Annotated in this window: 10 protein-coding genes; 4 read left to right on the top strand and 6 right to left on the bottom strand. The window is 70.2% G+C overall.

Features of this window, described 5'->3' with window-relative positions:
- The 3 genes from ACIBVP_RS18810 to ACIBVP_RS18820 are packed head-to-tail and all read left to right on the top strand — an operon-like array spanning window position 1 to window position 5,610.
- Window positions 1-2,421: an alpha-mannosidase gene (locus ACIBVP_RS18810; protein ID WP_396107426.1), complete on the top strand. Its 2,421-nt coding sequence runs from the start codon at window positions 1-3 to the stop codon at window positions 2,419-2,421.
- Entirely contained in the window at window positions 2,418-4,217 is a 1,800-nt protein-coding gene (locus ACIBVP_RS18815) for a hypothetical protein (protein ID WP_396107427.1), read from the top strand. The genes ACIBVP_RS18810 and ACIBVP_RS18815 overlap by 4 nt, the downstream gene beginning before the upstream one ends.
- On the top strand, window positions 4,210-5,610 hold the full coding sequence (locus ACIBVP_RS18820) for an FAD-dependent oxidoreductase (RefSeq protein ID WP_396107428.1): 1,401 nt from the start codon (window positions 4,210-4,212) through the stop codon (window positions 5,608-5,610). Before ACIBVP_RS18815 ends, ACIBVP_RS18820 begins: the two co-directional genes overlap by 8 nt.
- 14 nt (window positions 5,611-5,624) lie before the next feature.
- Here the strand turns inward: ACIBVP_RS18820 and ACIBVP_RS18825 are convergent, their stop codons facing one another.
- From ACIBVP_RS18825 to ACIBVP_RS18840, 4 genes are all read right to left on the bottom strand, one after another.
- Window positions 5,625-6,659, bottom strand: a complete 1,035-nt coding sequence (locus tag ACIBVP_RS18825; protein ID WP_396107429.1) for a LacI family DNA-binding transcriptional regulator — start codon at window positions 6,657-6,659, stop codon at window positions 5,625-5,627.
- Window positions 6,660-6,704: 45 nt separating this feature from the next.
- Window positions 6,705-7,574: a hypothetical protein gene (locus ACIBVP_RS18830; RefSeq protein ID WP_396107430.1), complete on the bottom strand. Its 870-nt coding sequence runs from the start codon at window positions 7,572-7,574 to the stop codon at window positions 6,705-6,707.
- Window positions 7,571-8,956 (bottom strand): L-fuculokinase, encoded by a 1,386-nt coding sequence (locus ACIBVP_RS18835; protein WP_396107431.1) that lies wholly within the window; start codon window positions 8,954-8,956, stop codon window positions 7,571-7,573. The genes ACIBVP_RS18830 and ACIBVP_RS18835 overlap by 4 nt, the downstream gene beginning before the upstream one ends.
- A gap of 232 nt (window positions 8,957-9,188) precedes the next feature.
- Entirely contained in the window at window positions 9,189-10,400 is a 1,212-nt protein-coding gene (locus ACIBVP_RS18840; RefSeq protein ID WP_396107432.1) for a hypothetical protein, read from the bottom strand.
- Window positions 10,401-10,712: 312 nt separating this feature from the next.
- Here ACIBVP_RS18840 and ACIBVP_RS18845 point away from each other — a divergent pair, with 312 nt between their 5' ends.
- Entirely contained in the window at window positions 10,713-13,694 is a 2,982-nt protein-coding gene (locus ACIBVP_RS18845) for an AfsR/SARP family transcriptional regulator (protein WP_396107433.1), read from the top strand.
- A 289-nt stretch (window positions 13,695-13,983) separates the two neighbouring features.
- Here ACIBVP_RS18845 and ACIBVP_RS18850 read toward each other — a convergent pair whose 3' ends face one another.
- Both ACIBVP_RS18850 and ACIBVP_RS18855 read right to left on the bottom strand, forming a co-directional pair.
- Complete coding sequence (locus ACIBVP_RS18850) at window positions 13,984-14,472, bottom strand: helix-turn-helix domain-containing protein (protein ID WP_396107434.1); 489 nt, start codon at window positions 14,470-14,472, stop codon at window positions 13,984-13,986.
- A gap of 206 nt (window positions 14,473-14,678) precedes the next feature.
- Window positions 14,679-15,188 carry a helix-turn-helix domain-containing protein gene (locus ACIBVP_RS18855; protein WP_396107435.1) on the bottom strand — a complete coding sequence of 170 codons (510 nt, stop codon included), beginning with the start codon at window positions 15,186-15,188 and terminating at the stop codon, window positions 14,679-14,681.
- Between the last annotated feature and the right edge of the window lie 669 nt (window positions 15,189-15,857).

Raw genomic sequence — 15,857 nt, forward strand, 5'->3', positions numbered from 1 at the left:
ATGGCTGAGGAACGCCTGCTGCACATGATCGGCAACGCCCACATCGACCCGGTGTGGCTGTGGCAGTGGCCGGAGGGGTACCAGGAGGTGCGCGCCACCTTCGCCTCGGCCATCGACCGGATGGAGGAGTACCCCGAGTTCGTGTTCACCTGCGACTCCGCGCTGTACCTCGCGTGGGTGGAGGAACACGATCCCGACCTGTTCGCCGCCATCGGCAAGCGGATCGCCGACGGCCGGTGGCAGCAGCTCGGCGGGTGGTGGATCGAACCCGACTGCAACCTGCCGGGCGGCGAGTCGTTCGTGCGGCAGGCGCTGTACTCCCAGCGGTACCTGAAGTCGCGCTTCGGCATCACGTCCACGGTCGGCCTCAACGTCGACCCGTTCGGGCACAACGCGTCGCTGCCGCAGGTCCTGCGCAAGTCCGGAATGGACTCCTACGTGTTCATGCGGCCCGGCCCGCACGAGATGACGCTGCCCGGACCGTACTTCTGGTGGGAGTCACCCGACGGCACGCGCGTGCTGACCTACCGCATCCCGCACGAGTACTGCAGCTCCGGCACCGATCTCGGCTACCAGATCGACAAGTCGCTCGCCCAGCTGCCCGCCGACGCGCCCGAGCTGATGGTGTTCTACGGTGTCGGCAACCACGGCGGCGGCCCGACCAGGGCCAACCTCGAGTCGATCCGCCGCCTCGACGCCACCGGCGGGCTGCCCCGGCTGCGGTGCTCGTCGCCGCGTGACTTCTTCGACCAGCTCGTCGCGTCCGGTGTGGACATTCCGGTGCACGCCGGTGAGCTGCAGCACCACGCCGTCGGCTGCTACTCGGCGCACTCCGGCGTCAAGCGGTGGAACCGGCGCGCGGAGAACCTGCTGGCCCGCGCGGAGAAGTGGGCGTCGGTCGCCACGGTGCTGTCCGACGTGGCGTACCCGGCGGCGGACTTCGAGCGGGCGTGGAAGCTGGTGCTGTTCAACCAGTTCCACGACACGCTCGGCGGGGCCGCCATCGAACCGGCCTACGAGGACAGCCGCGACCAGTACGGGCACGCCGTCTCGCTGGCCGGTGAGGCGTTCAACCGGTCCGTGCAAACGCTTGCGCGGCGGATCGACATCCGCCAGGAGCCGGACATGACTCCGCTCGTGGTGTTCAACCCGCACCCGTGGCGGCTCGTCGCCGACGTCGAGTTCGAGTTCGGCGGGTTCCCCGCGTTCGGCGCGCGTGCCGTCGACGACTCGGGTACCGCCGTCGCCGTGCAGCGCACCCGGTCCAGGGCGACCGTCAACGGGTGGCGCCGACGGCTGGCGCTCGCCGCGGACGTGCCGCCGCTGGGCTACCGCGTCTACCGGATCCACCCGTCCGGCGACACCGAGGGCGCACCCGGGATCACGGCGACGGACACCCGGCTGGAGAACGACTTCGTCGCGCTCGAGATCGACCCGGAGACCGGCTGGCTGCGGTCACTGTGCGACAAGGTGTCCGATGTGGACGTCGTATGCGGCGGCTCGCACGGCGTGGTGGTCGACGACCGGTCCGACACGTGGGGCCACCGGGTGCGTGCGTACGACAAGGTGGCGGGGGTGTTCGCGCCGCGGTCGGTGCGGCTGGTCGAGAACGGGCCCGTTCGCGCGGTGCTGCGGGTCGTCAGCGAGTACGGGTCGTCCACGCTCACCGAGGAGTACGTGCTCGGCGTCCGCGACCGGCACGTCGAGGTACGTGTCACGCTGGACTGGCACGAGAAGCAGAAGCTGTTGAAGCTGCGGTTCCCGACCGTGCTGTCCGCTGTGGACGCCACGTTCGAGATCCCGTACGGGCACCTGGCGCGGCCCGCGAACGGCAGCGAGGAGGCCGCGCAGGCGTGGGTCGACGTGTCCGGCGAGCTGCCCGGGGGCCGTCGTGCGGGGCTCGCGGTGCTCAACGACGGCAAGTACGGGCACGACGTGCTCGGCGGCGACATCGGCGTCACCGCGGTCCGCAGCCCCGTGTACGCGTGGCACGAGCCGAAGGAGCTGGACCCGGACGAGCTGTACACGTTCCAGGACCAGGGCCGCCAGGAGTTCACCATGCGGCTCGTCCCGCACGGCGGCGACTGGCGCGACGCGTCCGTGGTGCGGCTCGCGGCCGAGCTGAACCAGCCCGCGTTCCCGCTGATCGAGTCCTATCACGACGGTGACCTGCCGGCGGTCGGGTCGTTCATGTCGGTGTCCGACGGCAGCGTCGTGCCCGCCGTGCTGAAGGTCGCCGAGGACGGCCCGGACGCGCTGGTGGTGCGTGCCTACGAGACCGCGGGCCGCGCGTGCGAGGCGACGATCGAGGTGCTGGGCCGTCCGGTGACCGCGTCGTTCGGACCCGCGGAGATCAAGACGTTCCTGGTGCCGCGCGACGGGGAGGCGCCCGTGGCCGAGACGGACATGATCGAGTGGTGACCCCGCCGTTCACCGTCACGGTGCTGGGCCCGGCGGAGGGGCTGGCCGTCGAGCAGGACGTGACGCCGCACGACGGCGGCCGGTTCGCGGTGCGGTTGACCGTGACCGCCGCGTCGGCCGTCACCGCCGGTCTGCGGGTGTCGCTGCGGCTCGGGCGCTCCGATGACCCCGGCTGGCTCGTGCCGGGCGTGTTCTACGGGGAGAACCGGGTCGACGGGTGCCGGGTGCGGTACCCGAGGTTCACCGTGGACAGTCCGAACGCGACGGAGCTGGAGTCGGACACGTGGTCGTTCCGCGCCGACCGGTGCGCGACGCCCGCGGTGTTCGCGTGGGACGCCGACGGCGGCGCCGCGCTCGTCACCGGCGAGTGGTCGCCGCTCGGGCAGGCCGGTGTCGGGTTCGCCGTCGAGGACGGCCGCCCCGAGCTGCGGCTGCACTTCCCGTACCGGGAGGAGCCGGTGGTGTACGACGGCACGCCGGTGCCACACCCACCGGACCTGCCGTCCCACACGTGGGAACCGGGTGAGCAGGCCGTCCTCGAATTCGACGTCTACGTGCTCGGCCCCGACCGGCACTCCTACACCGACGTGCTGCGCGACGTGCACCGCCGGACCGCGGCACGCGACCTCGACACGGTGCCGTGGGTGACGCTCGCCGAGGCGGCCGACCTGACGGCGTGGGGCCTGTACCGGTGGCACTACCGCGAGGAGGACGCGGTCCTGCTGGAGACCGCGGCGTTCGACCGGCACGCGCTGGGGGAACGCGGCGACCGGCAGGCCATGCACGTGTCGTGGATCAGCGGCGTCCCGTACGCGTACGCGTTGCTGCGCCACGGCCGCCGCGTCGGCGACCGGACCTATGTGGACGCGGCGAGCGCGGTGCTGGACAACATCACCGCGAACCTCACACCGGGGGGCACGTTCTGGGGCCAGTGGACCCGTGAGAACGGCTGGAACGCGGGCTGGACGCCGGACCGGCGACGTGTGCACGCCCGCACGCTCGGCGAGGCGACGGTGTTCCTGCAGCGTGCCGTGGCGCTGGGCCGGGCACCGCGGTTGTGGACCGACGCCGTGCGGTCCAACCTGGACGTCGCGTGCGCGGGCCAGGACACCGACGGCTCACTGGGCTCCGGGTACGACGTGGAGACCGGCGAGGTGGTCGACCGCTTCGGCACGAGCGGCCTGGCGTGGATCCCGGCGCTGGTCGCGGATGGTCGCGTGACGGAGGCGCAGCGAGCGGGCCGGTTCTACGCACCGGCCGTGCGGGACGAGTTCCTTTATGGTGCGCCAGAAGACGTCGACCTGGCACCCACGTCGGAGGACGGGTACCTCGCGATCATGGCGTACGTGTCGCTGTACGAGGCGGACGGTGACCCGGCGTGGCTGGAGCTGGCGTGCCAGGCGGCGGACTGGACGCTGACGTTCCGGTACACCTACGACGTCGACTTCCCGGCGCACACGCTGCTCGGCGCCTACGAGTTCCGTTCGCGGGGCGCGGACCAGGCGTCGCCCGCGAACCAGCACCTGCACTCGTACGGGTTGATCTGCCACGCCGAGCTGACGCGTCTCGGCAAGCACACCGGCGACGACTACTACACGCGGTCGGCGGAGGAGACCCTGGCGTGCTTCCGCCAGTTCGTGGCCCGCGAGGACGGCGACTTCAACGCGTACCGGGGGATGGTGACCGAGCGGTACTACCAGACGGCCTGCTACCAGCCGAAGGGCATGCTGCTCACGCTGTCGCACGCGTGGTGTGTCGGCGTGCTGCTGCTGGCCTGCGAGGAGAGCCTTGGCTGAACTGGTCGTGTACGGGGCGACCGCCGCCGGTGTGTGCGCGGCGGTCGCCGCGGCCCGGCACGGCGTCGCGGTGACGTTGCTGGAACCGGGCAGGCACGTCGGCGGCATGGTGTCCGGCGGTCTCGGCTACACCGACATCGGCGATCCGCGCGTGATCGGCGGCATGGCCGCGGAGTTCCGCGCGGCGGTCGCCGCGCATTACGGCACCGGCCGGTACGCGGGCCCGGAACCCCGTGTGGCGGAACAGATCTTCACCCGGTGGCTGACCGAGGCGGGCGTGGGCGTGGTCTTCGACGCGGCCCTGCCGGAGATGTCCGACGCCGCCGTGTACGTGGACGCGAGCTACGAGGGCGACCTGCTGGCGGCGGCGGGCGTGTCGTATCGGGTGGGCCGGGAAAGCCGGTCGCTGCACGGGGAGTCGTTCGCGGGGCGCACCGAACCGGCGCCGGGCAAGCACCAGTTCGCGCCGTACCTGAACCCGTTCTCCGCGTCCGGCGAGCTGCTGCCGCTGATCGACCCGGGCGTCGAAGCGCCGGTCGGCGAGGGCGACGGGCGTGTCATGGCGTACGGCTACCGCGTCTGCCTGTCCACAGCGGACGATCGGATCCCGTTCACCCGCCGCGACGGCTACCGCGAGGAGGAGTGGGAACTCGCGCGCCGCTGGCTGGCGCTGGGCTCGCCCGGCGACGTCGTGGGCCTGGTGCGGAACCTCCCGAACGGCAAGTGCGACGGCAACTCCATCGGGCCGCTGTCGCTGAACCTGCTGGACGGCACGCACCAGGACTACCCGACCGCGACCCCGGCGCGACGCGCGGAGATCGTGCGCCGCTTCCAGGAGTACACACAGGACTTCCTGTACTTCATGGCCACGCGGGGTGCGCTGGACGGCTGGGGCTGGGCGGCGGACGAGTTCGACGGTGGGCTGCCGCACCAGCTGTACGTGCGGGAGGCACGCCGAATGGTGGGCGAGTACGTACTGACACAGCACGACCTCGGCCCGGCGCCGCGGTACGACGCGGTGGCGATGGGTTCCTACCACATGGACATCCGGGAGGTCCGCCGCACGTGGCGCTGGGTGTACGAGCACCCGGACCCGATCCCGTCGGTGTACAACGAGGGCTACCTGTCGGTTCCGGTACAGCCGTATCAGATCCCGTACCGCTCGCTGGTGCCGCGCTACAGCGAATGCCAGAACCTGCTGGTGCCGGTGTGCGTGAGCGCGTCCCACCTGGCGTTCAGCTCGGTCCGCATGGAGCCGCAGTACGAGATGCTGGGCCACGCGGCGGGGTTGGCGGCGGTGCAGGCGTTGAAGAAGGGCGTCGCGGTACAACGGATCGACGTGGCTGAACTACAGGACCGGCTCCGCGACGAGGGACAGGTGCTGGCGCTGTAGCGGGCGGCGGCCCGTCAGTCCGCGACCACTTTCCGCGTCGACCCCCGGCGCTCGAACGTCGGCGCCAGCCACTCCGTCTTCGGCGGCCCGGTCAACTCACCGGACAACCGGGCCAGCAACAGCTCCGCCGCCCGCGCCCCCATCGACACCACCGGCTGCGACACCGCCGACACCGCGGGCTGGACCATCGTCATCCACGGCAGATCGTCGAACGCCACCAGCGACACGTCCCTCGGCACCCGCAACCGCCGCCGCTGCAGCTCCTGCCACACCCCGGAGGCCATCAGGTTGTTCGCCGCGAACACGGCCGTCACGTCCGGCCGCGCGTCCAGCAACGTCGACAGCGCGCTCGCGGCATCACCGGAGCCGAACCCGACCCGCGCCACCAGCCGCTGGTCGAACCGCACCTTCGCCGCCCGCAGCGCCGCCTTGTACCCGGCGAGCCGCCCCACGCCGGTGGTCCACTCCAGCTCGTCGATCACGAACGCGATGCGCCGGTGACCGAGGTCGAGCAGGTGTGACGTGGCGGCTCGCGCCCCCTCCTCGGAGTCGACAAGAACCGCGTCGCACTGGCTCTGTGCCATCTGCCGGTCCACCTCGACGACCCGCACGCCCTGTGCGGTCAGCTGCGCACCCGCCTCCGGGGTGAGCGGTGTGACGATCGCGCCGGGCACCCGCATCGCCAGGAGCGTGCGGGCGCCCGCCAGTTCGCGGTCGGCGTCGCCGTCGTCGTTGACCAGCACCATCTGGTAGCCGGCCTCGCCGAGCACCTGCTCGATCCCGGCGGCGAGGTCGGCGTAGAACTGGTTGCGCAGGTCGGAGATCACCACCCCGACCAGCCTGCTCGTGCGCCGCTTGAGGCTGCGGGCGATGTCGTCCGGCACGTACCCGAGCCGTGCCGCGGCGGCCTCCACCCGCAGCTTCACCGACGCCGCCGCGTACCCCTGCCCGGTCAGGGCGCGCGACGCGGTCGACGGCGACACCCCGGCGGCCCTGGCGACATCGCCAATGGTCGCCCGCCGGGGCACCCCGTCGACCTGGTGGTTCATGCCGTCCCCTCACAAGCTCCGCTCATGACTGATGGTTCGCTCCGCTCACGCCGCGGCCTCCTGCCACGGCCGTGCCGAGCTGTCGACCACCTCGGCGAGCCGCTTCAGCCGGTCCACCGCACGCGACCGCAGCAGCGGCGCCGGGTCGGCGAGCGTGTCGCTCCAGATGGCCCGCCCGGCGAGAAAACCGGACGCACCCGCGCTGCACGCCGTGCGCACGGCACGCGGGAAGTCCTCGATCGTCACGCCCTGCGACAGCACCACCCACGGCACCGGCACCGTCGCCGTGATCCGTTCGCACACGCGTGCCACCTCGGCCTGGTCGCCGAGGCCGCGTCTGGGCACCTGCGCCTTGTACAGCGACGGCCGCAGCGCACCCAGCTCGGCCGCCGCCTCCAGCTGCAGGCGGTCGAAGTCGTCGTCCGAGGTCGGGCGGACCACGCCCTCGAGAATCGACAGCAGCCCGGCGTCCGCGCAGCGCCGCACGAACTCCTGGGCCATGGCGAGCCGCTCGTCGCGGTGCTCGTCCGGCCGCCACACCAGCAGCAGCTTCATCGCGACCACGCCGCGTTCGCGGACGTGCGCCGGCGTGATCGCCTCGTCGAGCGAGGTCTCCACCACCGGCCCGCCTTCCGGCGGGTGCCGGAGCCGGTCCGCGGCGAGGATCAGCCCGCACGTCGGCGGCAGCAGCCGTTCGCCGAGCACCTGGTCGAACCCGAACTCCCGGTCGATCAGGAACCCGCTGGCGTACGCGCCGAGCTCGGTGGCGACCGCGAGCTTGAACTTCGTGATGTCGCTGTCGGGCACCGGTGCGGGGGAGTGCTCCCCGAGCAGCGCGCGCAGGCTCTCACGCTGGTCCATCGCCACCATGGCCAGACCACCGGACGGCCGCGCCAACTCGGTCAGGCTTGTCATGCCACCTCCCGTACCCGGGGCAGGAAGCCGCCCCGGTAGATCGCGTCGTATCGGTCGGCGAGGAGATCGTCACGGGTCAGGACATCGCTACGCAGGACCGGTGCGGGCAGTCCCGTCGCGACGCCCGCGAGCAGCGCGGCACCCGCACATGCCGCGTCGGCGGTCGTCGTCGTCCGCACCGGACCCGGCATGACGTGGGCTTTCACCGTCATCCATGCCGCGCCTCTGCTCGGTCCGCCGAGCACGGTCACCGTGTGCAACTTGGTGTCCGTGAGCTCGGCGTGGTGCTCAGCGAGCCACCGGGCGTGGTACGACGCGCCTTCGAGCGCGCCGACCAGGACGTCCGGCAGCCCCTGCCCCGGCGCGAGATCGTGCACCGTGAGTCTTCGGTGCGGATCGGGCGCGGGCGCGCCGAGGCCCTCGAGGTAGGGAAGCACCACGATGCCGGTCGGTCGCCGGTCGACCGCCTCGGTCGCCTTCTCCAGGCCGGCCACGTCCCCTGCCGGTGACGCGAGCGAGCACAGCCATTCGAGAAGCCGGCCACAGTGCGGAAAACCGGACACCATGGCCCACCGCGTTCCGTCCGCGGTCCGGTTCCAGGACGTCCCGGTACCGGCCGCGGTGCGGGGGGCCACCCGCTCGGACACCGTCACCACCGCCTCTGCCGTTCCCAGAGAGTCCACCACATCTCCCGGCTCACGCGCGCCCGCCGCGTGTGCGGCAACCAGGTGATCGTGGCCCGCCACCACGACCGGGGTGCCTACTGGGAGTGGTCCCGCCGCGGCCGACCCGACCTGCTGTTCGGCCAGCTGCCCGGCCCGCACCCCGGCGAGGTCGAGGAGATCGTCGTCCCACCGGTCCGCCACCTGGTCGTAGGCCCCGGAGCGGCCCGCGAACGTCCGGTGCGCGAGCGGTGTGCCCGCCAGCACCGTGGCAACCAGCTCGGGAATCCCCACCCACACGCGCATCTCGTCAAGCAGTGCCGGCTGGTGCCGCCGCAACCACAACCACGACGCGAGCGGCGTCCGAGCCGAGACGTGCACACCGGTCCTGACGAAGATCGCTTCCCGCCCCACGCGCTCGGCCAGCCACCCCGCCTCGCCGGACGCCCGCTTGTCGTGCCACCAGAGCATCGGCCCCATCGGCAGCAGCTCGTTGTCGAGGGGAAGGCCGCCCTCCGCCACCCCGGTGACTCCGACCGCGTCCGGCGCGCCTGACGTTTCCACGCAAACCCGCAGGTCATCCAGCACCCCGGCGACAAGGTTCCCGGCGTCCACCGGGGTAGGGCGACGGCGCTCGACCACGGCGGTACCGTCTAAGGTGTAGACGCCGACCTTGCAGTTGGTCGTACCGACGTCGACGCCGGCCAGCAGCCCGGACACGTTTTTCCCTTCCCCAGAGGTGTGGCAACGTTGCCACATTCGCGAGCCATCCTCACCACCGGGGTCGCCAAAGGTCAAGTCAGTCCGAAGTGGATGGTGTCGTTCGTGCCGCCACCGCCCGCTGGTTCACCGCGAGCCGCAGGCACAGATCCCGCAACCGCGTCACGAGACACGCACGACCCGCCGATCGCCCGCGTCCACCGCCCGCCGTGCCAGCCCGGTGGATGTCGGATCAGTATGTGCTTCTGCAAATCTCCACGGACATGGGCACCGGCGTGACCTGGACAGCCTGCTCCGGCTCCGGGATGCCGAGTTCGCGGTACAGCACTGAACGGAGGATGCGGGCGGCCTGCCCAGGTCGCGCCGTGAGCCGGGCGTCGAGTTCCGCCTGCCAGGTGCCGATGGACACCGACCCGATCTGTCCGGCCAAAGAGGTGCTCGGGCGGAGACGTTGGGCGAACCGGTAGAGGAGGTCGGCGGAGCTGCCGGGGCGGAGATCCTGTTCCGGGGAACCTGTCACCACTGTCGGTACCCCGATGGCGGCGCCGTACCTGGTGACCGACCCGTGGTCGCCGATCAGTACGTCGGCCGCCGCCAGTGCTGCACGCCAACCTTCCTCGGGTGGGAGCAACAGCAGCCCGCGCCGCGTGGCGTCGGCGAGCCAGGCCCGCACCTGGAACGGTCCGTGTACGTGCCAGATGTTCGGGTGCAGGACCGCGGCGACGCGGTACCGGGCCCGGGGGAGTTCCGTGACCAGGTCGTCCAGCAGCCGGGGATGCCGGCCGAGCGTCGAGTCCGGCTGCCAGCTGGACGACACGACAACCAGGCGGTGCGCCGCCGCAAGCCCCAGTGCCTCGCGGTAATGGCCACGCAACGGTAGCGACGCCATCAACCGGTCGTAGCTCACGTCGCCGGCGACGACCGCAGCGGACACAGCCTCTGGGCAGGTGTCGCGGAGTTCGGCGATCTCCACGTCGTGGGACAACGCCAAGACGGTGGGCAACAGCCTGCCCTGGTCGATCAGCGTTCGGTGGTCGAGTGCGGCCGTCGGATTCGCGTGGACTCCCGCGCTTCCGGCGCGCGGGAACGACCGGCCGACCGTCGCGCCGTACGACAGCAACACGATTTTGCCGTGCAGTTGCGCGAGGCCCGTCGGGCTCGCGGCGAGGATGAGATCGAATTCCGTGTGAACCGCCTGTTGCCACGGGATTACCAGCCCGCCCAGCGCGCGCACGAATTCCTCCGCGCTGTGACAGACCGAGCCGTTCGGTTCGAGCGGCACGGTGAACACCGTCGTCACCCGATGGTCCGTCGCGAGTAGCGGCAGCACGTCGGCCAACCGGGTTCCGGTCACGACGTACGGCACGACGACGAGCACCGAGCGGGCCGTCGGGTGCAGGGCGCGCTGGTCCGCCCCCATCCCGACCGGTCCGTTGACCCACATTCAGACCACCTCCGCGATGTCGATGAGCAGAGCGTGGCCCGCCGTCCTGGCCGTCGGACTTTCCCGGAACTGTGCGGACGCTTTCCGTCGAACGGAAATCCGGCAATTGACATCGACCCGGTGGACGGCGCGGGCAAATGCACGGGAAAAGGCGGTCCAAGGGCGGTCAATCGGGTTTCTGTGTGCGGTCAATGACTTCTTCGTGCAACAATTGCGTCACGTGGCCTCGCTGATCTCCGTGAATAAGTAGCATCCGACCCGGTAGAAGCAGTTCCGGCCAGCTTTGTATGGGGCGAAAGCTGGGTGAACGCGATGCTGGGAATCCTGGGCACGACTGCCTTGCTGCTGGACGGTGGTCCGGACGAGAAGTGGGGGAAGCCAAGGGAAAGAGCCGTTCTGGCGACACTGGCCGTGCACGCCGACCAGGTTGTGCCCATAGACAAGCTGCTCCGGTGGGTGTGGCCGGGTGATCAGCCGGTCCCCGCCAACCCGGGGCCGACCTTCAACACCTACGCCACACGGATCCGGCGCGCGCTCGAACGGCTGCCGCGGCCGCCGAAGCTGCGCGCGGCCCAAGGCGGGTACCGCCTCGAGGTCGATCGATCGAGTATCGATCTCCACCTCTTCCGCGACCTCGTCGCGCAGGCGCGCGGACACGTCGACGACAACCCCGCGAGGGTGGTCGAGCTGGTGGAGTCGGCGATCTGGCTGTGGCGCGGACCGCCGCTGGCCGACCTCGCGAGCGAACCAGCACAGGAATGGCGCGAGCGGGTGGTGCGGAACGACTGGCTGGCCGCGCACACCCTCCGTGCGCAAGCATTGCTGGACCTGGAACGGTATGACGAGTCCGTCGCCGCGCTCGACGAGCTACAGGCCGACTTCCCGGACGACGTGCAGCTCGCGAACCTGCGGCTGTCCGGGCTCGTCGGCGCCAAGCGGTTCTCAGACGCGACGCGCCACTACCTGTCGACCTGGCAGCGGTTTCGCGCAGACGGCGACGAGCAGTCCGCCCAGCACCTCCGCAGGCACTACAACGCGCTCATGGCGGAGCAGACCACCCCCGTCACACCGCAGGCCACGATCGTGCCGCGCCAGCTGCCGCACGACGTCGCGGACTTCGTGGGACGCGGGGAGCAACTCGCCGCGCTAGACGAGGCCTGCGCGGGCGGCAGCGGGGTGGTGATCCTGGACGGGCCGGGCGGAGTCGGCAAGACGGCGCTGGCGGTGCACTGGGCGCGGCGCGTCCGCGACCGCCATCCCGGTGGTGACGTGCTCGTCGACCTGTGTGGTTACGCGCCCGATCGAGGCGCCGTGGATCCGGCAGCCGTCGTCGACGACGTCCTCGTGCTGCTGGGGCAACCACCCGAGCCGAACCTGTCGCGCAGGCAGCGCGAACTGTTGCTGAGCTCGTTGCTCGCCGACCGGCGGATGCTCGTGGTGCTCGACAACGCCAGGGACACCGAGCACGTGCGGGACCTGGTCGGGGTGTTCTCGTCCTGCCGGGTGATCGTGACCAGCAGGCAACGGCTGTCGAGGCTTCGTACGTCGACGGGTGCCCGCCGCATCACGGTGCCGCCGATGGATCCGGTCGAGTCGGCCGAACTGCTGTCGGTGCAGGCAAGGGGCCGGATCCCGGAGATCGAGCGGCTGGTCGGTCTGTGCGGGGGCCTGCCACTGGCGATCATGGTGCTCGCCGAGGACGTCGCCGGCCGCTCCGCGGTCCAGGTCGCCGAGTTCGCGGCTCGGCTCAGCCGCAGGAGACTGCTGGTGGTCGTGGGTGACCAGGGTGAAGGCATGTCGCCGGTCGAGGCGTGCTTCGCTTCCTCCTACCGTGCGCTCGGCGGGCCGGAGCGCCGGCTGTTCCGGCTGCTCGCGCTTCATCCCGGGCCGGACATGTCGGCGGAAGCGATCGGGGCGTGCGTCGGGCTCTCCGCGGCGGACACGACGCGCAACCTCCGGGCGCTCGTCGGCGCCAACCTGCTCGAACAACCGGAAGAGCTGGACCGGTACCGCATCCACGACCTGCTCCGGGAGTTCGCGGCGCACCGTCTCGAGCGCGACGAGCCACCCGAGTCGCGGCGAGCCGCACAAGAACGTCTGCTGGACTTCTACGTGGCCAGTGCGACGGAAGCCGCGCGTGTGCTGTACCCCGGTTACACGCCGCCGCCGGACCAGCCGACCCGGCCGGCGCGCGGCTACCCCGATGCGGCGGAGGCACTGGCCTGGTTCCACCGTGAACGCGGAGTGCTGACGGTCGCGGTCCGGAGAGCACACGAAACCGCATGCCACGACAAGGTGTGGCGGCTCGCCGACCCGCTTGCCACGTACTTCGACCGGACGGGCTGCCACATCGAGAGCCGAGCCGTGCGCGAGCTGGCCGCGTGGTCCGCCAAGGCGATCGGTGAGCGGGAAGGCGAGGCATCGGCGTTGGTCGGCCTCGGAATCGCGCAGATGGCGCTCGAGGACCACGCGTCGGCGCGACGTTGCCTGGAGACCGCGCTGCGGATGGTCGAGGACCTGGGGAACACGCGCGGACTGGAGTCTGCGCTGCACCAACTCGGTAGGCTCGCGATGCTCCGTGGCGACATGGTGGACGCGCTCGACTGGCTCAACCAGGGCCTCGCCATCGCGGAGAAGGCCGACGACGGTCCTGCCGTGAGCTGGTTCAACATCACCATCGGCCGCGTGCTCCGGCTCCTGGACCGGCACGCCGACTCGATGATGCGCCTACAGCAGGCACGGTGGCATGCCATCCGGGCCGCCGAGCGCAGCGCCGAGTCGCACAGCCTGCAGGAGCTGGGACTCACCTTCCAGGCGATGGGTGACCTGTCGGCGGCGGCGGCGCACAGCGAACAGGCGCTGGAGATCTCGGAGGCGATCCCGGACCTCGCCGCCTCGGCGCGGATCTGCATGACGTTGTGCCGGATCAACACGGAACGGCGCCACTTCGCGAAGGCCGTCGCGTTCGGCCGCCGGGGGGTGGCCATCCTGCGTGGCAGTCAGGACTTCTCCAGCCAGGCGGGTGCCATCGACGCGCTGGGCGACGCGCTCTACGCGGCAGGCGAGCCGGACGAGGCGATGGCCGCCTGGCACCGGGGCGCGGACCTGTACGAGTACGTCGGCGCGTCGGACCGCTCGTCGCGCACCCGGACGAAGATCGAGGAGTCGTGCTACGCACAAACCCGCACGGTGCCGCTGGCCCGCACCGGCTCGGTGACGCCTGATGTGGTGGTGGACCCACCGCAGTGGTTGTCCCAGCCCGTACGCCACCACACTGAAGGGGGAACTCGATAACCGGTTGGGCGGCATTATGCGCGACTGAACGCCGGGCGGTATGTCCCTGACCGCTCGGCGCAGCTCGGTTGGTGTTAGACGCTCACTTCCGGAAACTGACTTAGACAGGTTGCGGCGCGACCGCTGGTGCCATATCACTTCGGGGAGTTAGATCCCTCGATCCCCGAAGGAGTTCTCCCTTGAAGCGGACGTCCTTGGCGCGCCTGTTGTCAGTGGTCGGCGGCGTGTCGCTGATGCTTGTCTGTTCAGCGCAGGTCGCGCTCGCGCAAGCCGGGCATTTCCCGCTCTACTAAGAGGACGTCGCGTCTGGCGTGAACCTCGACAGGTAGGTGGTCAGGTCGTCGTGGGAACAGTCGACGAACGCGGCCAGCTCCCGAATCGCTGATGGTGTTACTTCAACCACTCCGTTGGGCTCCTGACTCAAGCGAGTACGTGCCCACTGGAGCATAGGTCTGAAGCGTTGTTCCGTTGTGTCGTCGAGAAGCCGGCGCAGGTCTATTTGCAGCACCAGATGCTGTAAATAGACCTGCGCCTTCTGCAGAGCCTGCCCCAGCAAGGAGGGGGCACCGATGCCCAGTGCATGACATAGTTCGACCAGTCTGGTGACCGTGAGCTGCCTCAGACCGTGCTCGTACGCCAACAACGTCCTGTCACCGATCCCGGAGGGCAGCCGGGCCACGAACTCGGTTCGCGACCACCCGAGGTTCTCCCGTGCACGCCGCAGCTCCTCGCCAATCGCCCGCGTGATGATCTTGTCGGATTCCTCGGTGCTCGTCATCAGCTCCTCCCGCGACGATGAGGAGCTGGGCGGAGAGCCAGTTCATGATGCGTCGACGGTTGAGTCATCCGATCGACCTCCACCTCGATCCGACAACAGGCGCGTGATTACGTAAACGTGTCTGTGCACCGCTTCGCAAGGGGACGACTCGCTGAACGCCTTGTCGGATCCACCGACTGTGACCAACCGCACCGCCTCGAGCGGCCTCATGGGTCCTCCTTCACGGGTTCCGGTGTGAACTTCGAGAGGTAACCCGCCAGTTCGGTGTGCGTGCGGCCGAGGAAGGCGGCCAGTTCGAGCACGGCTGCCGGTGTCAGCTCCACGACTCCATCCGGTTCCTGTGACAGACGGTTCTTCGCCCATTGCCGCAGCGGGCGGTAGTGGCGGTTCTCGTCGGCGATGAGTTCTCGCAGGTTCACCCGCAGGACGAGGTTCTCGAGATGGATTCGGGCCCTCTCGAGTGCCTGGCCCAGGATGATCGAGGCGGGTACGCCAAGGCCCTCCGCCAACTCGACCAACCGGAGGACGGTCATCTGCCTCAGGCCGTGTTCGTACGCGAGAAGCGTGCGATCACCGATGCCCGACGGCAGCAACTTCACGAACTGAGCACGCGACATCCCTTTCGTTTCCCTGGCACGTCTCAGTTCCTCACCGACGGCGTGCGCGATGGCCTTGTCTGTGACCTCGTCCTCCGTGTTCAGTGGCTCATCGCTCACGTAACACGCCGTGGGAGTCGAGGGCGACGGAGCGCGGCACGCTCCAGCGGACGGTTCATCAGGTCTGGATCCCCTCCGTCGTCGCTCGCGGCCGACGTCGAGCGAGACAGCAAGTCGAAACGGTCACGTTGTCGCGGCAGACCCAACTCGATCATGCCCCCTCCGGCCGGGTTCTTCGCCGTCCCGGTCCTTCGTGGAGTTCGTGTCCGCCGCGGCATCAGGTTATGTCCGCACCTGTCGAATCAGCCGCTCAATGTCACCCAAGGTAGGAAAGGATTCGACCGTCCGCGTTAATTCGCTCACAATTCCGGCTACGTGCCGTCTACCTCACTACTCCATACGTAGACGCGGAACCTCGGGGCGGCCCTGACGGTGAACACGTTGCGTGACTTGGGTTTGCTCCATCGCGCCGTGGGTCGATGTCATGATCTTCCAGTGCAGGTCGACAGGATATCGGCGGATTTCCGGATGTTTCCAGCCAGGTTGACCACGCGGGGGAAACCAATTTTGACGCCAGCGTATAACGTAGCTGGGCGAAACGGAAACACGTCGGGGGGGGGGGGGGGGGGGCGCCCCCCCCGCCGGGGGGGGGGGGGGGGCCCACCCCCGGGGGTGGTTGGGGGGGGCGGGGGGCGGGGGGGGGGGGGCGGGGGGGGCGTGGGGTTGCGG

The organism is Actinophytocola sp. NPDC049390, assembly GCF_044466355.1.
Taxonomy (GTDB): Bacteria; Actinomycetota; Actinomycetes; order Mycobacteriales; family Pseudonocardiaceae; genus Actinophytocola.